This is a genomic window from Pseudomonas macauensis (assembly GCF_047902425.1).
GTDB lineage: Bacteria > Pseudomonadota > Gammaproteobacteria > Pseudomonadales > Pseudomonadaceae > Pseudomonas.
In genome coordinates this window covers 2606134-2627464 of sequence record NZ_CP138377.1, presented here as the reverse complement: position 1 = coordinate 2627464, position 21331 = coordinate 2606134, and the positions used below count along the sequence as shown (strand labels likewise).

Sequence of the window (21331 nt, the reverse complement as noted above, 5' to 3'; positions counted from 1 at the left end):
CTCCGGAAAGCAGCGGGGCCGCAACGCGGCCCCCTGCGTCAGATCAGAAGGAGTAAGTGGCGCGGGCGTAGTAATACGCACCGTTCGAGCCGATCGGCGAAAGCACGTCGTACGGCAGGTTGCCGCCGTAGTTGATCTCCGAGCTGGAACGTTCCGGGTAGTTGTCGGTGATGTTGTTGCCACCCACTGCCAGGTTGAACTGCGGGGTGAACTTGTAGGCCACCTCGGTATCCAGCTGCCACACGGCGCCATAGGTCTGCTCCGGGTGGTAGCCGTCGCCGAAGTCGAACACGCGGGTGGTCTCGCCCTGCCGAGTCAGGCGGCCGAGCAGGTTCCACTGCGCATTGCTCCAGGTGGTGGTGAAGATGAAGCGGTCCTTGGGCGCGGCATCGGTGAGGGTGTTGCGCTCCTCCACGCCCACCAGCGCGTCTTCGCCGATCCCCAGGTCCGTCAGTTGCTGCGGGGTGCCCTTGGTGCTGCGTACCTTGGTGTGGTTGTAGGTATACGCGGTGGTCACGCCCAGCTGGCCGCCGACGAAGGGCTGGTGGTAGTTGAGTACCAGCTCCGCGCCATCGGTTCGAGTGTCGGCAGCGTTGGTGAAGAAGTTCACGTCATGCACACCGGCCACGCCGAAGTTGTCCTGGATGAACTGCTCCATGGCATCGCTGCCGATGCGTTGGGACAGGGTGATGCGGTCGTCGACGTCGATGCGGAACACATCGAAGGACAGATCGAAGCGGTCGTTCAGCTGTGCGGTCAGGCCCAGGCTGAAGTTCTTCGAGGTTTCCGGGTCGAGACTTTCCGCACCGAGCGCGCGGGCGATGGGATCGTTCACCGAGAGCACGCGGATATCGGTGAGCGTGCCGCCGTCACCGAAGTTGCTGGTGGTGTTCTGGAAACCAACCTGGGCCAGCGACGGTGCGCGGAAGTTGGTGGACGCCGCGCCACGCAGGGCCAGTACCGGGGTCAGCTGATAGCGCCCGCTGAGCTTGCCGGTAAGCTTGCTGCCGGCGTCGTCGTAACGCTCCCAACGCGCGGCGGCATCGACGAAGAACTGGTCGGTGATGTCGCCCGAGAGATCGACATAGGTGCCGAAGACGTTGCGGTCGATGTCCACCTCCTCGCTCGGGCGCAGGCCGGCGGCGCCGTCCGCGCCGACACCGTAGTACGAGGCCGCATCGCCGGCGGTGGTGATGTAGTTTTCGTAGCGGTACTCGCCGCCCAGCGCCAGCACGAACGGCCGCCCGGCAAGGCTCAGCTCGCGGCTGAGATCGAGGTTGGCGACGCTCTGGCGCAGTTCGTAGTCGCCTGTGTCGAACTTCGTCGGCGTGTCTTCGCCAAGGGACGCATTGAGGGTACGGCGAGTGGACGACTCGAAGCGGTTGCGACCGTGGGTGACGCTGGCGTCATAGTCCCAGGTGTCGGCGATCAGGCCCTTGTAGCCGAGGCTGGTGGAGAGGTCCAGGTTGTCCCCCAGGGACTGCGGCAGGTAGCCGTTGGGGTAGATCTCCGGGTGTTCGTCCGGGTAACGGTAGAACTCCGCGCCGGTGGTGTGGCGTTCGTTGTACAGGCCGAAGGCGTAGGCCTTGCCGTTGCCCAATGCCAGGTCACCATTGAACCAGGCGTTGACGTCCCGTGCCACGCCATCGCCCATCACGTAGTTGCGCTGCCCCGGGGTGTCGGCGAAGCCATCGAAGCCGGCGCGATTGGTGGGGTTGCGGTCGATGTATTCGGCGCCGCCGCGGATGAAGCCTTCCTCGCCCAGCTGGGTGCCAGCCTTGGCGCTGGTGTAGGAGTTCTGCCCGTCGGTGGTGGTGCGGTCGATGGCGTCCTGATGGGTATGGTAGGCGCCATAGCTGGTGGAGACTTCGCCGCCTTCCGGGGCATCGTCGAGGATGATGTTGATCACCCCGGCAATGGCGTCGGAGCCGTACTGCGCACCGGCGCCATCGCGCAGCACTTCGATGCGCTTGATGGCGCTGATGGGGATCGAGTTGAAGTCCACCGGGGCGGTGCCACGGCCGATCTTCGACGAGTCGTTGACCAGCGCCGAGGTGTGCTGGCGCTTGCCGTTGATCAGCACCAGCACCTGGTCCGGGCTCATTCCGCGCAGCTGCGCGGCGCGCACGTGGTCGGCGCCGCCGGAGTTGGACTGGCGCGGGAAGTTGAAGGACGGCAGCAGCGTCGCCAGGGCCTGGCCCAGTTCGCCGCCCACCGCGCCGGTGGACTTGAGGTCATCGGCGGTGAGCACGTCCACCGGCACCGGGGAATCCAACAGGGTGCGGTGGTTACCGCGGGCGCCGGTGACCAGGACGGTTTCCAGCTTGGTGGTGGCCTCGGGGGTCGCCGGGGTTTCCTCGGCGCGTGCGGAGGCCTGGGCGATGACCGAGGCCACCGCAACGGCAATAAGGGAACGGGATAACACGCGAAATACTCCTGTCTCGCTTAAAGAGCGCCACTCGCCGTTGGCGGCGAGTCCGGAACTCCGCTTGGGATATTTTTTGGCTCGAGCGGTTGGTGTCGGAAGTCCGGAAACCGCGAGCGACTGTTCCCCTCAGGTTGGAGAAAACAGTGCTCGGGAAAGCGCTCCAGGTGTCATGGCCGGTCACTCTTCGTGCGAAAAGGCGCGGCTTCTCGGTATCGCCGGTCATCCCTGACCAGATGGGGAAGGCGTCATCCTAGCCAGTGGCAGAATGCTTTTAAACGAATAAAAAATGCTTTGGTTATAACCAGTCCCCAGTGTTTCCAGCGCAACAGTGCCTGCTGTCTCGGCAGCAACAGCGCGACGCTCAATCGAACGCCTTGCGGGTCCATTCGTCCTCAGGAATAGCCAGCGCCTCACCGGAAAAACGCTCCTCGCGGAAAGGGTCGGCCTCGTTGTGGAAGCCGTTGCGCTCCCAGAATCCGGGGCGGTCAACCTCGCTGAACTCCAGTTCACGCAGCCACTTCGCGCTCTTCCAGAAATAGCGCCCGGCGATCACCAGCCGCAGCGGCCAGCCATGCACCGGGGTCAGTGGCTCTCCGGCGTAATGTGTAGCGAGCAGGCTATCCGGGCGCAGCAGGTCTTCCAGCGGCAGGTTGGTCTGGTAATCGTGGTCGGCGTGGGCCATGACGAACGCCCCGGACGGTTTCACGCCGTAGTGTTCGAGCAGGTCCGACAGGTGCACGCCGCGCCAGGCGGTATCGAACTTCGACCAGCGCGTGACGCAATGGATATCGCAGACCAGTTCGCGCTGCGGCAGCGCCAGCAGGTCGTCCAGGCTCAACTCCAGCGCTTGCGACAGAGCACCGGTGAGACGCAGACGCCAGGTCTCGCGCGAATAGTCCGGCACCTCGCCCTCATGGAGGATGGGAAAGCGCTCGGTCAGCACCTGCCCCGGAGGCAGGCGCGCGCCGTAACGCGTGTCGCCCTTGGGCGAGCGCGCCTTCTTCAGGCGCCCGGCCTTGTCGTGCATACCCTGCCCCTTCAGTTCGCCAGCGGAATCCACGGCGCCTGCGCCACCTTCTGCGCCTCGCCAAAGGCCGGCACCTTGTGCGCCAGGTCGCGGACGTTCTTCACGTCCAGGTCCAGCAGCTGCTGGCGGGTGATCAGGGTCGGCGGCACCAGTACCTGCTCGCCCGGATTCTCACCGGCGATGCGCAGCGCCAGGCTGCGCACGCTGATGGCGCCGGCCACTTCCGGATTGACCGCCGCGGTGGCGCTCCAGGCGCTGCCCTCCTCCTTCATGATCTGGATGTCGGCGGTGGAAATGTCGGCGCTGTAGATCTTCACCTTCTTGCCCAGCCCGGCTTCGTCCACGGCGATCTTCACGCCCTTGGCGAACTCGTCGAAGGGCGCGAAGAACACGGTGATGTCCGGGTTGGCGCGCAGCACCGCGCTGGCCTGGTCGGCCACCGAGTTGGCGATGGGCGCGTTGAGCGTGCCGAAGCGCGCCTTCTCGACGATGCCGGGGTTCTCGGCCTTCACCTGACGCCAGATTTCGTCGCGGCGCTCCATGGGGGTGAAGCCGTCGATGTACACGTAGCCGGCCTCGAAGGCGGTGCCGTTGTCCTGCAGCACCTGCTTGAGCGCCAGGCGCGCCAGCTCGCGGTGATCCTGCTCGACGCGGGTGATGCGCGGGTCGTTCACGTCGACGTCGAAGGTCACGACCTTGATGCCCTTGGCCAACGCCTTGTCGATCGAATCCTTGAGGGTTTCGGCGAGACCGAGCTGGACGATGATGCCGTCCACGCCCAGGTCAATGGCCTGCTCCAGCATCTCGCGCTGGGTGGCCGCCTGCTGGCGCGCATCGAACACACGCAGCTTCACGTCCAGCGCGCTGGCCTGCTTCTCCACCCCGCGCAGATAGGCCTCGGGGAAGTCGCCGGAGAACAGGTAGCCGACCAGGGCGATCTGCACGCCGCCCTTGTCGAAGGGTGCCGGCGCGCCGGGCAGCCCGGCCGCTTCGGCCGAGACGGCGCTGGACAGAAGCAGGCCGGCGGCGAACAGCGCGCGCAGGGATTTGGCGGGGGTGAACTTCATCCGTTGAATCTCCGAAATAAGGTGACGATCAGCGCCCGCGCCGGGCCAGACCGAAGGTGAACATCAGGGCCGAAACCAGCACGGCGCCTTTGACGAAATCCTGCGCGTAATACGGCGCGTTGAGCATGGTCAGGCCGTTGAGCAGGGTCGCCACCAGCACCGCGCCGACCAGGGTGCCGAAGGCGTTGGGCTTCTGCGCGCCGAGCACGGCGAAGCCGATCAGCGCGGCGCCGAGGGCGTCGAGAACCAGGCCGTTGCCGGAGCTGACGTCGCCGCGACCGAGGCGCGCTGCCAGCAGCAGTCCACCCAGCGAAGCGAGCAGCGCCGAAAGCACGTAGGCGAGCAGCTTGTAGCGTTCCACCGCCGCGCCGGCGAGGCGCGCGGCCTGTTCGTTGCCGCCGATGGCGTAGAACAACCGCCCAGGCCGCGTGCGTTCGAGGAACAGCCAGACCAGCAGTGCGCAGCCGAGCATGATCACCACCGGCACCGGCACGCGGTCCCATAGCTGGGCGCGGCCGAGGGCGAGGAACCAACTGGCGAAGGCACCCGGCGCTTCATCGCCGTTGGGCAGGGTCATGCCAACGGCGATGGAGCGGCCGCCGGTGGGGATCAGTTGCACGCCGACCACCAGGAACATGCTGCCGAGGGTGGCGAGGATGTCCGGCACGCGCATGCGCACGATCAGCCAGCCATTGAGCAGCCCGACCAGGGTGCCGAGGCCGAGGCTGATGAGGATCGCCGCCAGCGGGCCCCAGTCCAGCACCACCATCACGTAGCTGGCGGTCATCAGGCTCAGCGCGGCGACCGCGCCGATGGACAGGTCCAGCCCGCCCACGGCCATGCTCAGGGTCACACCCAGGGCAAGCAGCGCGACGATGGAAACCGACTGCAGCACCAGGAACAGGTTGCCGACCCGCAGGAAGGCCGGCTCCAGCAGTGCGAACACCAGTACCAGCAGGGCCAGCAGCAGGAGCAGCGCGTAGTGGATGAGGAAGTCGAGCAAGCGTGCGACGGGTGACGTCGCCGGGCTGCCCACGGCAGTTCTAGACACACACGGCTCCTTGGCGTGAGGGAATGGACGGGGTGAGATGGGCGACGATCTCGCTGCGCTGCAGGTTCTGCCGAGGCAGTTCGGCGACCACCGCCCCGTCGCGCACGACGAGGATGCGGTCGGCGATTTCCAGGGCCTCGTCCGGATCGCTGCAGATCACAAGCGTCGCGCGGCCTGTAGCACTGGCGCGGATGCGCTGGCCGATGTCGCGGCGGGCGCGAACGTCGACGCCCTGGAAGGGTTCGTCGAGGATCAGCACGCGGCCCCGCCCCAGCAGCCAGCGGGCAAGAATGACTTTTTGCTGGTTGCCGCCGGAGAGCAGATCCAGCGGGTGTTCAGGACCAGGCCCCTTGATGTCGAGTGCGGCGATCTGCTCGGCGACCTTGGCGCGCTCCGCGTCACGGTCGATGAAGCCGAAACGGGTGAAGCTGCGCAGGAGCGGCAGCGTCATGCTGGCGCGCACCGAGAATCCCGGCACTCGCGAGTTGCGCGCGCGGTCCTCGGCGGCAAAGAACACGCCGGCGGAGATGGCTTCACGCGGGGTGCGCGGCAGCCAATCGCGCCCGTCGAGGCGGATCGATCCGGCGTGGTGCTTGCGCAGGCCGAACAGTACTTCGGCGATCTCGCTCTTGCCGGCACCGAGCAGGCCGGTCAGGGCAACCACTTCGCCTTCATGCAGGTCCAGGTCGAAGGCCGCGCTCTGTGCTTCGAGCTGCCAGCCGCGCAGGGAAAGCACGCTTTCGCCCCGCTCCAGAGGCTGCAATTCCACCTCGCCCAACGCAGCGCCGAGCATGGATTCCACGGCGGCAGCAAGGTCCAACGGCGCCGTGAATTCGCCCACCAGACGGCCGTCGCGCAGCACCAGCGCACGGTCCGCCACGCGTTGCAGATCGGACAGCCGGTGGGAGATGTAGAGGATCGCCACGCCGCGCTCGCGCAGCCGGTCGATCAGAGCGAACAGGCGCTCGGCTTCGTGGGTCGAGAGCGATGCGGTGGGTTCGTCGAGGATCAGCAGACGTGGCCTGAGCGCCAGCGCGCGGGACAGGATCACCAATTGCCGCTCGGCGGTCCCCAGTGTTTCGATGGGCGCCTCCAGCGGCAACTGGAGGTCAAGCCCGGCGGCAATTTCGGCGGCGCGTTGCAGGGCCGTACGCGGTCGAAACAGCAGCGAGCCGGATGCGCCGCAGAGCTCGTCGAGCAGGAGGTTCTCCGCCACGCTCAGCCCAGGCACCACGCCCTGCTCGACCTGCTGGTGCACCGCGACTATCCCGTGGCGCCTGGCGTCCTGAGGCGAGGTGAAGCGCACAACCTGGCCGTCGATGCACAGCTGCCCGGCGTCATGCGAATGGGAGCCGGCCAATACCTTCACCAGGGTCGACTTGCCCGCACCGTTGGCGCCCAGCAGCGCAAGCACCTCGCCTTGACGGATATCCAGGTTCACCTCGTCCAGTACCCGATTGCCCGCAAACGCCTTGCTCAGATTCTGAAGGCGGAAAAACACAGTGGAGTCGGGCTGGCCGGGCATGGAGATCTCGCTGCGACACACAAGAGCGAGAGCGCCGTTTCAGAGCTTCGCCGTGGGAATTCCCGGCGATTCTTTTATTTCTAAATGAATCGAATCAACATATTTTTAATATTATTTATGCATATACTAAAAACCATCTGCTCGACATGGCAATGCACTGCCTGTCCAGCAACAGCGACTCAACCAGGCGGCAGATGAGTAGCACTCCACGCCAGTTGGAGCGGGAGACATCCGCTCCGGGTCGGTAGCAGCCACTGGTCGAGGGCAGCCAACGGCCAGAGGCGGACTTCTGTGAGAGGAAGGGTCGAAACCGTTCCTCGCTCCCGGCTCCGGCCTGGCATGTCCTCTAGATGCTGGGGAGAAGATGCCCATAACCGGCAGCGCGAGTGAAATCGGCCAGGCGCCAGAGACTTCCGTTCGCACCCCATGTGCCATCGGCGATGTCCGTCAGTTGTATCGACGTCATCAACATCCGCCCATCATCCGGCCCTGCGCATTGCTCGATGGCCTGGTGCAGGCCCAGCACGTATTCCTTGCGCATCTGCTCATCGAGGACGCCGGCAGGCACCTTGACCATGACGATGCAGGGAATGGCCTGAGCGTGCACGTTCGCGCCGCCGCATAGCCAATCGGCAGCCGGAACCTCCTCGATGAGCACCCAGCACAGGCTGCGCTGCCGTGGATCGCTGCCTATGCGCTCATGCGCGATGGCTGCCTCGCTGACGCGCTTCAACAGGCGCTCACGTTGCGGCTCGCTGAAAGCTCCGGTGGGTACCTTGATCAGGATGTTGGGCATGGCTGAAACCTTGGCGATGGATTGGATCACTATTGGGCCTGGCGTTCGCTTCCTGCAAAAGTGTCCGATCTGTCCTCTTTCGAGCATAATCAGCCAATGCATGATTTCACCATTCTGGTCATACCAGGAGCATTCGCCTCGAGCGTGGCCTCCACCCTGGACATCCTCGCCACTGCGGCAAACGTCGGCGAGCGACGCGGCCTGGCCACACCGCGCTGGCGGATTTGCGGTCCTCAACCGGGACCGGTGACGCTGGGTCATGGCTTGCTGCTGCACGTGGCCCCCATGGAGCCAGGCGTTGAGGACAGCTCCTGCTGGGTCATACCGGGCATTGGCGTCAGTGACTTCGACCAGCTCGAGCGACGCCTTGCGGAACCATGGGTAGCTCCCTTCCTCTCGGCACTGAGCAACCACATCGCGAACGGCAAGGAAGTTGCCGCGTCATGCTCGGCCGTCTTTCTTCTGCATGCAGCCGGGCTCCTGGATGGCAGGCGGGCGACAACCTCCTGGTGGCTGGCACCGCACCTGCAGACACTCGCACCGGGCTGCCGCGTAGACCCGGACTTCATGGTGCTGGCCGACCCACCATTGACTACGGCGGGTGCCGCCTTCGCTCAGACCGACCTCATGCTGCACCTGTTACGCCGGCGCCTTTCCCCTGAAATCGCCGACACGGTGAGCAAGGCGCTGCTGCTCGACCGTCGGCAACTGCAGTCGCCCTTCGTCATCCCCGCCATGCTGGTGCAAGGGAATGCCCTGATCTCGCGCCTGACCGCGCAGATCGAGGAATCGCTGCCGGAGCTTGCGGGAGTCAAGGCGCTCGCCGCGAGTGTCGGCATGTCCGAGCGGACCTTGTCGCGCCACGTCCACAAGGCGACGGGGCACTCCACTCGGCAGCTCATCCAACGGGTGCAGCTGAACAAGGCGCGAGCGCTTCTCGAATCCGGCCAGTACTCTGTCGAAGCGGTTGCGGCGCAGGTCGGCTATCAGGATCCAACGGCTCTCCGGCGCTTGCTGCGCCGCCTGCTGAACGCGACCCCACGACAATTGCGCCGTGGCTGAAGCGTAAAGGTAGAAGCCGGGGAAAGACTGGCACCACGCTTGAAGAGAACGCCCCTCTCCACTTCAGGGAGAGCGGCTGGGAGCGAGGGCCGCTTCCTGCAAAGCGCGCCAGTCCACTATGCGAGGAAAGGCCCCGGCCTCGGCCACGGGCAGCCCCGGCGCCACCAGGAAACCCTGCATGTAGGTGCAGCCATGCTCCAGCAGCCAGTCGCGCTGGGCTGCGGTTTCCACACCTTCGGCGATGACTTCCAGGCCCAGGTGGCGGCTGAGGTCGATGATGGTGCTGACCACCGCGGCATCGCGCCGCGATTCCAGCATGTTGGAGATGAACAGGCGGTCGATCTTCAGGGTATCCAGCTCGAAATGGCGCAGGTAGGCCAGGGACGAATAGCCGGTGCCAAAGTCGTCGATGGCGATGCGCACGCCCAGGGCGCGCAGTTGCCGGAGTTGTTCGCGGGTCAGCTCCAGGTCCTGCATCAATGCGCTTTCGGTAACCTCCACTTCCAGTTGCGAGGGCCGCAGGCTGAAGTTGTCCAGCACCCGCCGCAGGTCGTCCACCAGTTGCGGCATGCCGAACTGCAGCGGGCAGACATTGAGGCTGACCACCAGGTCGTCGCCGAAGCTCTGCCTCCAGGCACTGCATTGGCTAGCCCCCTCCCGCAGCACCCAGTCGCCCAGGCGGTTGATCAGGCGGGTTTCCTCCAGCAGCGGAATGAACACATTGGGCGCCACCGTGCCGGCCACCCGGTGTTCCCAGCGCAGCAGCGCCTCGAAGCCACGCAGGCGGCCAGTCTCGAGGTGGATCTGGGGCTGGTAGACCAGATGAAAGTCGTTTTGCTCGATGGCATTGCGCAGGCTCTCTTCCAGCATCAATCGGGAGCGGGCGCGGCCGTTCATTTCCGGCGAGTAGAAGCGGTACTGCTGGCGGCCGGCGCGCTTGGCCTCATACATGGCAATATCCGCCGCACGCAACAGGCCGTCCACACTCTGCCCGCACTCGGGGAAGCTGGCGATGCCGACGCTGGCACCTATGGTGACATCGATGCCTTCGATGCGATGACGCACCGAAACCATCTCGATCAGCTTCTCCGCCACCCGCGCGGCGTCTTCGGGGTGGTCAAGGCTGTCGAGCAACGCAGTGAACTCGTCGCCGCCCATGCGCGCCAGGATGTCATAGGGGCGCAGGCAGCTCTTCAGCTGTTCCCCTACCCGCCGCAGCACACGGTCGCCGGCCTCGTGGCCGAGGGAATCGTTGATCAGCTTGAAGCCGTCCAGGTCCAGGTAGAGCACCGCCATGCGCTTGCCATTGCGCTCGACGCGAGCCAGGGACGCTTCCAGAGCATTGTGGAAGCCGCGGCGGTTGAGCAGCCCGGTGAGGGCATCGGTGATGGCCTGGGATTCCAGTTGCGCATGGAGGTGGTGCACCACCGACATATCCAGGGCAATGACCACCATCGAGCGTTGCAGCCGTGGCAGGGGCGACGCCGACAGCGCCACCGGCAGGCGCTCGCCGCTCATGGTCTTGAGACTGGCGTCGTGCAGGCGGTAGGTCTCGTTCCGCTTCCAGTGGCGGTAGAAATCCGACAGTTTCCACTCGCCGCTCATCTCCGGGTGGGCGATCAGGTTCAGCAGCGGCTTGCCCTCCAGATCCCCCACCGAGCCCTGGAACATTTGCGCCGAGGCCGGGTTGGCAAAGCTGATGAGGCCGTCCTCGCCGACCACCAGGATGCCTTCGGCGGCGTTCTCCAGCACCGAGGCGTTGAAGGCGCGGGCGCTGTCCAGTTGCTGGCTGAGCTGCAGCAGGTCGCGCCGGTTGCGCTCATGGGCCAGCAGGGACTGGATCTTGAGGCGCAGCACCTCAGGGTCGAAGGGCTTGAGGATGAAATCCACCGCCCCGGACGAATAGCCGTGCAGCACGGCTTCATGGGTGTGGGCGATGGCGGAAATGAAGATGATCGGCGTATAGCGGGTCAACGGACTGCTGCGCATCAGCCGCGCCACTTCGAAACCGTCCATGTGCGGCATCTGCACATCCAGCAGCACCAGGCCGACCTCCTCCTCCAGCAGGCATTTCAGCGCTGCCTCGCCGGAATCCACGGTAAGCACCTGCCATTCACCGTGGTCCAGCAACGCTTCCATGGCGGCGAGGTTTTCCCGGCGGTCATCCACCACCAGCAGGGTGTTGGCTGCGGGGACCTCCTTAAGCTGCAGGTGCGCCATGGCGTGCTCCCGGTTGTTCCAGCCAGCGGTAAAGCATGTCCAGCAATTCCTGGCGACTCACCGGCTTGGCCAGGTAATCGTCGGCGCCGGCGGTGATGCATTTCTCCCGGTCGCCCTTCATCGCATGGGCGGTCAGGGCGATGATCGGGATGCTGCAGCCGTGCTCCTGCTTGAGCACGCGGGTGGCGGTGTAGCCGTCCATGTTGGGCATGGCCATGTCCATCAGGATCAGGTCGAAGGGTTCGCGCTGGAAGCAGTCGATGGCCTCCAGCCCGTCGCGGGCGGCGGTGACCTTCAAGCCGGTTTCATCCAGCAGGGCGCTGAGGGCGTAGATGTTGCGCACGTCATCGTCCACCAGCAGGACGCGGCCGCCTTCCAGCGGGTCCGACCACGAGCTGGTCTGCGGTTCGCGCAGGCCAGCGAGGAATCCCTGGACCGCCGAGCTGAGGTTTTTGAGGTCCCCGCCCGCCTTGGGCACAACCACCGCCGAATAGCGGCGCAAGCGTTGCAGGTTCTGCTGGTTGACGTCGACACCGGTGTTGATGACCACCCGCGAACCATCCAGCGGGCGTTCGCGGTGAAGGCTGTCGAGCAGCTCGAAACCATCCTGGTCAGGCAGGTCGAGGTCGATCACCAGGGCGGAGAAATTGTCCTCCGCGTAGGCCTTGCGGGCACCCTCGCCATTGGCACTGGCCACCACCTTGAAGCCCAGTTGCTCCAGATGCTCGCGATAGTGCTCACGCTCCACGTCCACGTCCTCCACCAGCAACAGCTTGTGCTCCGCCGGCGGACGGCCGCCCTCCAGGTCCTGGAACACCTGCTCCAGGTCCTCGCGGGCGATGGGTTTGACCAGGTAGCGGGTAGCGTCCTCGTTCCAGTCCTGGGGCTGGGGCACGCAGGAAATGATATTCACCGGGGTCGCGCGGTGGTTCGAATGGCTACGCACACGCCGGTAGATCTGCCAGCCACTGACGTCCGGCAGCAGGATGTCGAGGATGACGGCAGCGAAGCGCTCGTTCTGCAGCAACTCGATAGCCTGCTTACCGCTGCGGCAATGGACGCTGGAGAAGCCACGGGCCTGGGCTTCCTCGGCTATCACCGAGGCGAAGTTGACATCGTCTTCGACGATCAGCACCGCCGGCCCCTGGCCGCCACGCACCGGTTGTGCGGGGGGCTCATCGGCCTTCGGCTGGCTCGCACCCACAGCCACCGGCAGCCGGACGCTGAAGCTCGAACCCTGCCCCGGCACGCTTTCCAGGGTGATGGTGCCGTCCAGGGCAAGCACCAGCTGACGGGTGATGGCCAGGCCCAGGCCGGTGCCGCCGAAGCGCCGGCTGGTGGAACCATCGATCTGCTGGAAGGCCTGGAAGATGCGTTCGTGCTGGTCCTCGGGGATACCGACGCCCGTATCACGGACGACGAAGCACAACACTTCGCGCTCATCGACCGCCGCCGCCGGGTCCAGCTCCACGGACAGCTCCACCTCGCCCTGCTCGGTGAACTTGAGGGCGTTGGACAGCAGGTTGCGCAGGATCTGATGCATGCGCACCCGGTCGCTATGGATAACCCTTGGCACGCCGGCCTGGACATGGGTGGACAGGCGCAGGCCCTTGACCTCGGCCATGGGCCGCAGGCTGCCGTCCAGCTCGGCGAGCATGTCCTGCACATTGAGTGGCTCCAGCTTGAGCTGCATGCGCCCTGCCTCGACCTTGGCCAGGTCGAGCACGTCGTTGATCAATTGCAGCAGGTCACTGCCGGCGCGGTGGACGATATCGGCGTGGCGGGTCTGCTTCTCGGTGAGGTTGCCAGCCATGTTCTGTCGCAGCTGATCGCTGAGGATCAGGATGCTGTTCAGCGGCGTGCGCAACTCATGGGACATGTTGGCGAGGAATTCCGACTTGTAGCGGTTGGCGAGCATCAGTTGCTCGGCCTGGTCACGCAGTCGCTGCTCGGCGGCCTTGCGCTCGCTGATGTCGATGATCACTGCCTGCACAAGCCGTTCGCGGCCGGCGCGGATCGGCGACAGGCCCACCTCCAGGGGGATCATGTGGCCGTCCTGATGCTGGCCGAACAGCTCCCGGTTGCTGCCCATGCGCCGCTGCTCGGGCTTGCGCTGGAAGCCTTCGCGCAATGCCACATGGGCCTCGCGAAGAGCCTCGGGAAGGAGCATTTCCACAGACGATTCGAGCAGGTCATGACGGCTATAGCCAAACAGTTGTTCGGTCTGGCGATTGACCATGGCGATCCGACCACGGGCATCCACCAGGACGATGGCGTTGGGCGAGGCTTCGACCACCAGGCGGAAACGCTCCTCGGCGCTCTTGCGCGCCTGCAGGTCCACAAGGCTGAGCAGGTAGCGCCGGTCATTGCCGTGGTTGAAGGTGCTCAGGCTGAAAGCCACGGCAACCCGCTCACCATCCTCCTGCAAGGCCTCGATCTCCGTCAGGTCGGTGGGAGCCTGCCTGGCCAATTGTTGCGGCAGGTCCGCCAGGCTCGGCACGAACCGGCGCAGGTTCTGCCCCACCAGGCTCTCCGCCGCGCAGGCGAACAGTTCTCCGGCGCGGGCATTGGCCATCTCGATGCGGCCATTCTCCCCGCAGGTCAGGGTGGCCACCGGCAGATGCTGCAGCAGCAGGCGGAAACGCTCCTCGCGCTCGGTCAGTTCGGCGGTCGCCGACAGGCTGAGCTGCAGACTCCGCTCTCGCTGGTAGAGATAGCCCCCGACCAACAGGGCCAGCAACAGCGCGGCAGACAGGCCGGTCCAGAGGCTGAAGGTGATGCGATTGTTGCTCAGCATGGCCTCGTACTCGGCCGTGCTGCCCACTCCCAGGGCCCAGGTGCGGCCGAACAGCTTCAGCTCCTCGACCTGGTGGAAGCGTGGCTGGTGACCTTTGTCGGATACCTGCAGCATGGACTCGGAACTGCCGACATCCCTGAGATCGATGCTATAGAGGTTGCTCTGGGCCCCCAGGATGCCGGCCATCAGGTCGTTGATTCGAAAGGCACCGCAGACCATGCCAAGCAGCGCGGTGCGGCGCTCGTCGACCGAGGTGCTGGGCGCGTCCGGGCGGTACACCGGCATATAGAGGATCACACCGCTCTGCGCCTGCTGCTCGGTTTCCTGCCGGAGTTTCAGCGGCCCGGTGAGACTCACCTCGCCGCTTTCCCGGGCGAGGTCGAGAGCCGCCCGGCGCACCGGCTCGGTGAGCATGTCGAAACCCAGGGTGCGGCGGTTGCGCCAGTCCATGGGGCTGCTGTACTGCACCACGATGTACTCGTCCCGCGGCTCCGGAGGGATGATGCGGAAATCGCGGCGGCCCTGCTCCCAGATCTCGCTGACGAACTCGTTGGCTTCTTCGCGCTTCAGGTAGCGCGCCCACGCCAGCGCCTGGATGCCCGGATAGCGGTCCTGCAACTGCAACTGGTCAGTGGCCCGCGCCCAGTCCTCGGCCGACACCGCGTTAGTGCCGACGATCAGGCCGGACATACCGCGCAGAACCATCTCGTAGGAGCGCATCCGGTTGCTGACGCGATGGGCGATTTCCTCGGCCTCGAGCTTGAAACGCTGCTCGTACTCGGTACGGTTGCGCGCTTCCAGATCCAGCCACTGCCAGAGCACCAGCCCCCCGAAAACGAGCATCAGGGCGAGGGTTACCAGCAATGGCAGCAGGTATTGGCGGGATGGTGGGAATTGACGTCCGTCCATGTAGTCTCCTGTCCTTTCCCTGGCGGCCGCGCCTCTGGGGATGAGGGATGGCGGCTAAGGCGGGGCTCGATAAGGCCCTGCATCGCAGTCTAGACAGGAATGTAGGAACTGGCGTTGAGCCAGCATTCAAGCGACGAGCGGCAACAGCGCGACCAACGCCAGTCGTCTTCAGTCCCGTCTCGGATTCAGGATCGGAACTTCACAAAAACAAGTTCAGGATCGCCCTCATCCAGATTCTCTATCTGGCCGCTCCTGATAAAGCCGAGCTTCCCAAGCAGCCCCTGCATCGGCTCATTCGAGCGGTTCGTCGAGGTGAACAGTTTCGGCCCCCTGCACTGCGACTCCAGTACGCGGAGAATGGCGGACCCGACACCATGACGCCGCGCCGAGTCCCTCACTACGACGAGCGGGATGAAGGGCTGCTCAAAGAAGGAGTCGTTCAGTACGCCGTACCCCATCAGTACTGTGGCGTCGCTTGCATCCGCTGCTACCCAGCATTGGCCATTGGCTACCGCGTGTGCAATGTATGTCCGTCGCCCCGGTTCGCGCCGGGCGATCGCGTCCAGTTCAAATAGAGCATCGAGGTCGTCGCCCTGGGCGAGCCGTACGCTTGATTGGGGAACCATTGCTGCACTCTGTAATGGATGGGAGACGGCCAGTGTAATCGCCTATCAGAAGGCCAGCCCCCAATCGCCCCGCGACGGGACGGCAGAACACTGCAATGGGGCATCAGCGTGGGGATGACTCCAGGCCTTCATGACTGCCCGCCAACCGCCGCAATTCGCTCACATCGGCGAACCACTCATGGGATTGAAGCGTGCGGAATGCTTCATATGTCCCATATCCCCACGCAACCGCGCCAAACGCGATACCGGCCGTTGATGCCGCTTCCCCATCCGTCGGTTGGTCACCGATGTAGATGACCTCCTCTCGCGCCACGCCAAACTTCCGCATGACCCGGTGCAAGCGCGATGCCTTGCCGAAAATGGAAACCCCGCACTCGAGGGCACGGATATGCCGACAGCTGGAGCCCAGAATCTGCGTGACATTCTCTCTGGAGTTGGAGGACACCACCGCGAGAATCACGCCCTTCTCATCAAGATGGCTCAGGGTATCGGCAATGTCCTCGAAAAGCCGGATGGAGCTTCGATGCCTCTTCATCAGGCCCATGAAGGTTCGCGCCACCAGAGGCAGCTTCCAGCGCGGCATTCCGATATGGGACATGATCTCCCGGGCCCCTTGCTTGCGCAAAGAGTCCAACTCTTCCGGGTGAATCCGGCTGAACGCGTGCTTGTCAGCGACCTGGTTGAACACCGCGACAAAGAAAGGAAAGGAATCCGCGAGCGTGCCGTCGAAGTCGAAGATGGCAAGTCGGTATGACATAGGAGCGTTCCTTCCTGGAGTGCTGGCAGCCGTATCCGGACGGCTGCGGGTGCAGGGTGATCAACTCACCCGATTGAAGGCGGCATTATCCCCGCTTCGCAATCGACCCGCCACGAACCGCAAACACCTGCACCTCGACCAGGTACCCCTCCCCCAGGTCAGCGCCAACGCAAGCGCGAACCGGTTTCGGGTAGCCCTGCAGCCAGGCGTCGTAAATCTCGTTGACCCGATCGAAGTGGCTGTAGTCCGCGATCCAGATCTGTACGCGGGTCAGTTGCTCCTTGCTGACGCCGGCCTCGGCCATCAGCGCGTCAATAGTCGCCAGTACCTGCCGCAGCTGCCCCTGAACATCCTCGCGCGTATCGTCCGCCGCCACCCCGGCAGTCTCGAACATGGCGCCGTAGCTGACCGCCATGGACATCCTGTTGCCCGACGCATAACGCGTGATCATCGACGACTCCCTTATCCATCAAGTAGCGGAAAAAAGCACCGGGCGGCGCGGCGAGCGACCCACCCGGTGAAAATGACGGCCGTGAAGGGTCGTCTCCCGAAACGTCATCCCAGCTGGTTGATGCACACCACCTTGGGCTGGGTCATGTCCTCGTAGGCGAAGCGCACGCCCTCGCGCCCCAGGCTGCCGTACTTGGAGCCGCCGAAGGGCATGGCGTCGAAGCGATAGTCCGACGAGTCGTTGACCATCACCCCGCCGGCCTCAATGCGCCGCGACAGGCTGAGCGCCTTCGACAGATCACGGGTGAACAGCCCTGCGTGCAGGCTGTACTCCGGCGCGTTGGCGAGGGAAATCGCCTGTTCCAGATCCTCAAACGGCGCCAGCATCACCACCGGCGCGAACACTTCCTCGCGCCACAGCTGACTACCGTGGTCGACACCTTCCAGCACCGTGGGGGCATAGGCGGCTCCCTGGCGCTGGTGGCCGCAGAGCAGGCGGGCACCCTCGCCCAGCGCCTGGTTCACCAGATGCTCGGCCCGGCGAGCGGAGGCTTCGGTGATCATCGGCCCCATGTCGGTCTCGCGCCGCCCCGGATCACCCAGCACCATCGCGCGGGTCAGTTCGACGAAGCGCTCGCGGAAGGCCGCATAGATCGACGCATCGACCAGGATCCGCTGGGTCCCGATGCAGTTCTGCCCCGCGGCCCAGAAGGCGCCGGAAACGCAGGACTCCACGGTGGCCTCGAGGTCGCAATCCTCCAGCACCAGCACCGGCGCGTTGCCGCCCAGGTCCATGGCGAGTTTCTTAAGGCCGGCATTGCGGGCGATCTGCTCGCCCGTGGCGAAGCCGCCGGTGAAGGAAATCATGCGGATCTCGCGCACGGCGACCAGGGCCTTGCCCAGCTCCACGCCTCCAGTCGCCACCGTCACCACGGACTCGGGCAGACCGGCCTCGACCAGGTACTGCACCAGCTTGAGCGCGGACAGCGGCGCCAGCTCCGACGGCTTGAGGATCACCGCATTGCCGCCGGCAATGGCCGGCCCCAGCTTGTGAGCCACCAGGTTCAATGGGTCGTTGTACGGGGTGATCGCCAGGATCAGCCCCAGGGGTTCACGGGTGAACCAGCCCTGGCGCGATTCCGAGCCTTCGTAGGCATCGAAGGGCACCACCTCGCCGGCGTTGCGGCGGGCTTCTTCCGCGGAGAGCTTCAGCGTGTTGATGCAGCGCTTCACCTCCTTTTCCGCCTGGCGCAGCGTCTTGCCGGCTTCATCGACGATCAGGCCGGCGAAATCCGCAGCGTCTCGCTCGATGAGCTGTGCAGCCCGTTCGAGGATGCTGGCGCGGCGATGCCGGGGCTGCGCGGCGCTGTCACGCACGCCCTGGCGAGCGAGCGTGAGCAGTCGGGGGACGTCCTGGGCGCCCAGGTTCGGAACGCTGCCGACCAGCGTGCCGTCGAAGGGGCTGAACACGTCGATCTGAGTCGCCTCGGGAACAAGGGATACGGAAGTCAGGCTCATGCACTTCACTCCTCAGGCCTGACGGCCGGACGCATGGATGGCGACGATGTCCGACAGCAGGGCGAACGCCGTCTCGACACGGCCGGCACCGGGGCCGGAGACCGTCACCGCACCCAGCAACTCGGTGTCGAAGGCGACGGCGTTGGTGGCGCCGGAAATGCCCAGCAGGGGATGCCAGCTCGGCAGCAGGCGGGCCTCCACGCTGGCACTCACCGCGCCATCGGCTTCGCGGCGGGCGGAGCCGATCAGCTTCCAGCGCGCCCCCGACTCGCGGACCTTCTCGATATCGCTGCTGCTGATGCCGCTGATTCCGCTGCAGGCGACATCGCTGACCTGCAGGTGCGCGCCGAGCAATTCGTTGGCGAGGATCACGACCTTCAGGCGCACGTCATGCCCTTCCACGTCGGCCGTCGGGTCCGCCTCGGCGTAGCCCAGCTCTTGCGCCTTGGCCACGGCCTCGGCGAAGCCGAGCCCTTCTTCCATGCGCGTCAGCACGTAGTTCGAGGTCCCGTTGAGGATGCCTTCGAAACCCTGGACGCCGGAGCCCGCCAGGGTCTGCCGTGCCAGGCGCAGCACAGGCGTGCCGCTCATCACCGAGCCTTCGTACTCGAACGACACACCATTGGCCTTGGCCAGGCGCTTGAGCTCCTCGCCGTGCAGCGCGATCGGGCCCTTGTTGGTGGTGACCACGTGCTTGCCCGCCTCCAGGGCCCAGCGGCAGAAGGTCGCCGCCGGCTCGCCGTCCTTCGGATTGGTGAAGGTGGCTTCGGCGATGATGTCGGCCCCGGACTGCTTGATCACCGACTCGTTGAAGGCTTGCGCGGTGCCTTCGGGCATCTGCGCGAAGGCGCCCTTGACGGCCGGCAGCGCGGCAAGACTGGCCGCATCCAGGCCATTGCGGTCGATCACCGAGCCCAGGAAGAGATCGGTGACGCCAACGATCTTCAGGCTGAAACCCAGCTCCTGCTGCCAACGAGCGTTGCGCTCGGCGATCAGTTGAGCCAGGGCGCGGTTCACACCGCCAAAGCCAACGAGGGCGATCTTGTATTCGGTCATGGTTTGCCTTCCTTCTCAGGCGTTGTTCGATGTCGCTCAGCCTAAGAGTCGTCCCATGCCAGTTGAATATGGCAAAGCGCTGTATTTATTGGGCAATCTGACCAGTGCCGGACCGACGCAATACCTGGGCGCAGAATGAAAAACGCCGCCCGGACGAAGGTCCGGGCGGCGTCGGTATTCCCGCAGGCTTTGGCAGCAGGGTACGGCCGCGTTGGGCGGTTCAGATCACGGTGGACAGCACGAACGATGTCACCGTGTTCTCGACCCCCGGCATCGCCGCGATCTCCCGCCAGACGTGGTGCACGCGTTCCGGGCTGGCGGCCTCGACACGGAGCATCAGGTCGAACTCGCCACTGAGCACTTCGCACTGCACGATCTCCGGGATCGTTCGCAGCGCGGCCAGCACCTCCTCGCCGCGCATGCGATCGTAGCGGTAGACGAAGATCACCGCATTGATCAGCGACGAGGGACGCCGCCCCTCGCCCACCCGCAGGGTGTAACCCTGGATGGCGCCGTCACGCTCCAGGCGCTCGATGCGCTGGCGCACCGCGTTGCGCGACAGGTTGACCTTGAGCCCCAGCTCCGCATGGGCGATGCGCGCGTTGGCGGTGAGTTCGGCGAGGATGCGCTCGTCCAGGGGGTCGAGGATGCGCTTCATCGGCCGGCCCGCATCTGCATCAGTACCTCGTGCAACCCCGCCAGGTCATCGCGCGCCAGCACGGGTCCAGTGGCCTCGCCGCCTGTGGGCGACGGCACTGCACCGTGCCAGGCCCCCAGCTCCGCCAGCAGCGCCGCCGACTTCTCCGGCGCGAACTGCCCCAGGGTCACGATGGGCGCGCCGATGTTGCGCCGGTGCAGCCGCCCGGCGTAGGCGCCCGTCGCGGTATGGGGGTCCACCGCACTGCCGGTCTCGCGGAACAGCGTGATGATCTCTTCGCGGATCAGCGCATCGTCCACGGCATAGGAGTCGAACAGCATGCGCGCCTGCAACCACTGGCGGTTACCGATGCTCAGCTCGCCACAGTCGTCGAAGTGCTCCATCAGCGTCCGCGTCGCTTCGCCGTCACGCTCATACAGCTCCCAGACGAAGCGTTCGAGGTTGGAGAACAGCGAGAAGTCCATCGCCGGCGACAAGGTGCGGCTGGCGGAACCCCTGCTGTAGCGATTGCAATGGATGAACCGGTGCAAGGCATCGTTGCGGTTGGTAGAGACGATGATCTGGTTGATCGGCAGCCCCATTTTCTGCGCGATGAAACCTGCGTAGATCTCGGCGAAGCTGGCCGCCGGAATGCTGAAGCCGACCGGGCGGATGCCGCCGCCCAACTGCAGGGCCGCATGGAAGTAGAAGACGATCTGCGCCAGCACGCCGATCCAGTTGGTCGAGTTGAAGCTGATCGGAATCAGCTCGGGACAGGGCCATTCGCGCAGCAATCGCGAAACCAGCGATTGGCAATCGTCGAAACTGCCCTCCACGGCGACGCTGTAAACACTATCGGAATCCGCCCTGCGCATGACCTCCGACCGATCCGCCGGCGTGCCGGCCAGCGGATAGAGCGCCAGCAGGCGAGCCGTGGGACAGTGCCCCAGGGCCTCGATGGCCGCCACGGCGGTATCGCCATTGCTGGCCCCGACCAATACCGCCCGCTCGCAATCCTGGCCCAGGAAGTGCCTGATCAGCCGGGCCTGTAATTGCGCGGCGAAATCCTTGGAGGAGCGGGTCGGGCCGTGGAACAACTGCAGGACCCACTCGTTGTGGCCGATCTGCTGCAGCGGCGCAATCGCGCGATGGCGAAACCCCCGATAGCTGTCGCTGACCAGTGCCCTCAGGCTCGGCTCGTCGAGCGTGTCGCCGACGAAGGGAGCAATCACCCGCCAGGCCAGTTCGTCGAACGGCAGCCAGGACCAGCTGGCGATCTCCTGCGGACTGAACAGCGGCAGCGACGAAGGCACGTAGAGCCCGCCGTCCCCGGCGAGCCCGGAAAGCAGCGCCGTGCGGAAGTCCACGCTTGTCTCGGCGCCACGGGTGGTTGTGTACTGCATCG

The 21331-nt window shown here is 65.3% G+C and carries 16 protein-coding genes; 1 reads left to right on the top strand and 15 read right to left on the bottom strand.

Going from position 1 to position 21331, the window contains the following annotated elements; all coding sequences use genetic code 11:
• Positions 1 to 43 precede the first annotated feature (43 nt).
• The 6 genes from SD196_RS12330 to SD196_RS12305 all read right to left on the bottom strand — a co-directional run bounded on the left by SD196_RS12330 (position 44) and on the right by SD196_RS12305 (position 7894).
• Entirely contained in the window at positions 44 to 2425 is a 2382-nt protein-coding gene (locus tag SD196_RS12330) for a TonB-dependent receptor plug domain-containing protein (protein WP_416311537.1), read from the bottom strand.
• A gap of 364 nt (positions 2426 to 2789) precedes the next feature.
• Positions 2790 to 3455, bottom strand: coding sequence for a sulfite oxidase-like oxidoreductase (locus SD196_RS12325; RefSeq protein ID WP_331314486.1), 666 nt, complete (start codon positions 3453 to 3455; stop codon positions 2790 to 2792).
• Between the two features lie 11 nt (positions 3456 to 3466).
• Positions 3467 to 4522, bottom strand: a complete 1056-nt coding sequence (locus SD196_RS12320) for a substrate-binding domain-containing protein (protein ID WP_416311536.1) — start codon at positions 4520 to 4522, stop codon at positions 3467 to 3469.
• Positions 4523 to 4550: 28 nt separating this feature from the next.
• Entirely contained in the window at positions 4551 to 5573 is a 1023-nt protein-coding gene (locus SD196_RS12315) for an ABC transporter permease (protein ID WP_416311535.1), read from the bottom strand.
• Positions 5566 to 7098: a sugar ABC transporter ATP-binding protein gene (locus SD196_RS12310; protein WP_416311534.1), complete on the bottom strand. Its 1533-nt coding sequence runs from the start codon at positions 7096 to 7098 to the stop codon at positions 5566 to 5568. Before SD196_RS12310 ends, SD196_RS12315 begins: the two co-directional genes overlap by 8 nt.
• A 346-nt stretch (positions 7099 to 7444) precedes the next feature.
• Positions 7445 to 7894, bottom strand: coding sequence for a tautomerase family protein (locus SD196_RS12305; protein ID WP_275607397.1), 450 nt, complete (start codon positions 7892 to 7894; stop codon positions 7445 to 7447).
• A gap of 96 nt (positions 7895 to 7990) precedes the next feature.
• Here SD196_RS12305 and SD196_RS12300 point away from each other — a divergent pair, with 96 nt between their 5' ends.
• Positions 7991 to 8956, top strand: a complete 966-nt coding sequence (locus SD196_RS12300; RefSeq protein WP_275607398.1) for a GlxA family transcriptional regulator — start codon at positions 7991 to 7993, stop codon at positions 8954 to 8956.
• Positions 8957 to 9019: 63 nt separating this feature from the next.
• On the opposite strand, the gene SD196_RS12295 is transcribed toward SD196_RS12300, so the two are convergent.
• The 9 genes from SD196_RS12295 to SD196_RS12255 all read right to left on the bottom strand — a co-directional run bounded on the left by SD196_RS12295 (position 9020) and on the right by SD196_RS12255 (position 21329).
• The gene (locus SD196_RS12295; RefSeq protein WP_275607399.1) at positions 9020 to 11176 is read right to left on the bottom strand and encodes a putative bifunctional diguanylate cyclase/phosphodiesterase; all 2157 of its coding nucleotides are present in this window, start codon (positions 11174 to 11176) and stop codon (positions 9020 to 9022) included.
• Positions 11157 to 14882 carry a response regulator gene (locus tag SD196_RS12290; protein ID WP_370601430.1) on the bottom strand — a complete coding sequence of 1242 codons (3726 nt, stop codon included), beginning with the start codon at positions 14880 to 14882 and terminating at the stop codon, positions 11157 to 11159. Before SD196_RS12290 ends, SD196_RS12295 begins: the two co-directional genes overlap by 20 nt.
• A 185-nt stretch (positions 14883 to 15067) precedes the next feature.
• Positions 15068 to 15508, bottom strand: coding sequence for a GNAT family N-acetyltransferase (locus tag SD196_RS12285; protein WP_275607401.1), 441 nt, complete (start codon positions 15506 to 15508; stop codon positions 15068 to 15070).
• Positions 15509 to 15611: 103 nt separating this feature from the next.
• On the bottom strand, positions 15612 to 16265 hold the full coding sequence (locus tag SD196_RS12280) for an HAD hydrolase-like protein (protein ID WP_370601429.1): 654 nt from the start codon (positions 16263 to 16265) through the stop codon (positions 15612 to 15614).
• An 85-nt stretch (positions 16266 to 16350) separates the two neighbouring features.
• Complete coding sequence (locus SD196_RS12275) at positions 16351 to 16716, bottom strand: RidA family protein (protein ID WP_275607403.1); 366 nt, start codon at positions 16714 to 16716, stop codon at positions 16351 to 16353.
• Between the two features lie 104 nt (positions 16717 to 16820).
• A complete protein-coding gene (locus tag SD196_RS12270) occupies positions 16821 to 18233 on the bottom strand; it encodes an aldehyde dehydrogenase family protein (RefSeq protein ID WP_275607404.1) in 1413 nt (470 codons plus the stop codon).
• Positions 18234 to 18245: 12 nt separating this feature from the next.
• Entirely contained in the window at positions 18246 to 19289 is a 1044-nt protein-coding gene (locus SD196_RS12265; RefSeq protein ID WP_416311533.1) for a homoserine dehydrogenase, read from the bottom strand.
• Between the two features lie 220 nt (positions 19290 to 19509).
• Positions 19510 to 19947, bottom strand: a complete 438-nt coding sequence (locus SD196_RS12260) for an Lrp/AsnC family transcriptional regulator (protein WP_207886659.1) — start codon at positions 19945 to 19947, stop codon at positions 19510 to 19512.
• Positions 19944 to 21329, bottom strand: coding sequence for a threonine synthase (locus SD196_RS12255; RefSeq protein WP_275607406.1), 1386 nt, complete (start codon positions 21327 to 21329; stop codon positions 19944 to 19946). Before SD196_RS12255 ends, SD196_RS12260 begins: the two co-directional genes overlap by 4 nt.
• Positions 21330 to 21331: the final 2 nt, after the last annotated feature.

What these genes read in the sequence shown, in the direction of transcription:
- SD196_RS12280 (WP_370601429.1), bottom strand. Translation starts at nt 16,265, where the DNA reads ATGTCATACCGACTTGCCATCTTCGACTTCGACGGCACGCTCGCGGAT.
- SD196_RS12320 (WP_416311536.1), bottom strand. Translation starts at nt 4,522, where the DNA reads ATGAAGTTCACCCCCGCCAAATCCCTGCGCGCGCTGTTCGCCGCCGGC.
- SD196_RS12275 (WP_275607403.1), bottom strand. Translation starts at nt 16,716, where the DNA reads ATGATCACGCGTTATGCGTCGGGCAACAGGATGTCCATGGCGGTCAGC.
- SD196_RS12255 (WP_275607406.1), bottom strand. Translation starts at nt 21,329, where the DNA reads ATGCAGTACACAACCACCCGTGGCGCCGAGACAAGCGTGGACTTCCGC.
- SD196_RS12265 (WP_416311533.1), bottom strand. Translation starts at nt 19,289, where the DNA reads ATGACCGAATACAAGATCGCCCTCGTTGGCTTTGGCGGTGTGAACCGC.
- SD196_RS12260 (WP_207886659.1), bottom strand. Translation starts at nt 19,947, where the DNA reads ATGAAGCGCATCCTCGACCCCCTGGACGAGCGCATCCTCGCCGAACTC.
- SD196_RS12300 (WP_275607398.1), top strand. Translation starts at nt 7,991, where the DNA reads ATGCATGATTTCACCATTCTGGTCATACCAGGAGCATTCGCCTCGAGC.
- SD196_RS12325 (WP_331314486.1), bottom strand. Translation starts at nt 3,455, where the DNA reads ATGCACGACAAGGCCGGGCGCCTGAAGAAGGCGCGCTCGCCCAAGGGC.
- SD196_RS12310 (WP_416311534.1), bottom strand. Translation starts at nt 7,098, where the DNA reads ATGCCCGGCCAGCCCGACTCCACTGTGTTTTTCCGCCTTCAGAATCTG.
- SD196_RS12290 (WP_370601430.1), bottom strand. Translation starts at nt 14,882, where the DNA reads ATGGACGGACGTCAATTCCCACCATCCCGCCAATACCTGCTGCCATTG.
- SD196_RS12295 (WP_275607399.1), bottom strand. Translation starts at nt 11,176, where the DNA reads ATGGCGCACCTGCAGCTTAAGGAGGTCCCCGCAGCCAACACCCTGCTG.
- SD196_RS12270 (WP_275607404.1), bottom strand. Translation starts at nt 18,233, where the DNA reads ATGAGCCTGACTTCCGTATCCCTTGTTCCCGAGGCGACTCAGATCGAC.
- SD196_RS12285 (WP_275607401.1), bottom strand. Translation starts at nt 15,508, where the DNA reads ATGGTTCCCCAATCAAGCGTACGGCTCGCCCAGGGCGACGACCTCGAT.
- SD196_RS12305 (WP_275607397.1), bottom strand. Translation starts at nt 7,894, where the DNA reads ATGCCCAACATCCTGATCAAGGTACCCACCGGAGCTTTCAGCGAGCCG.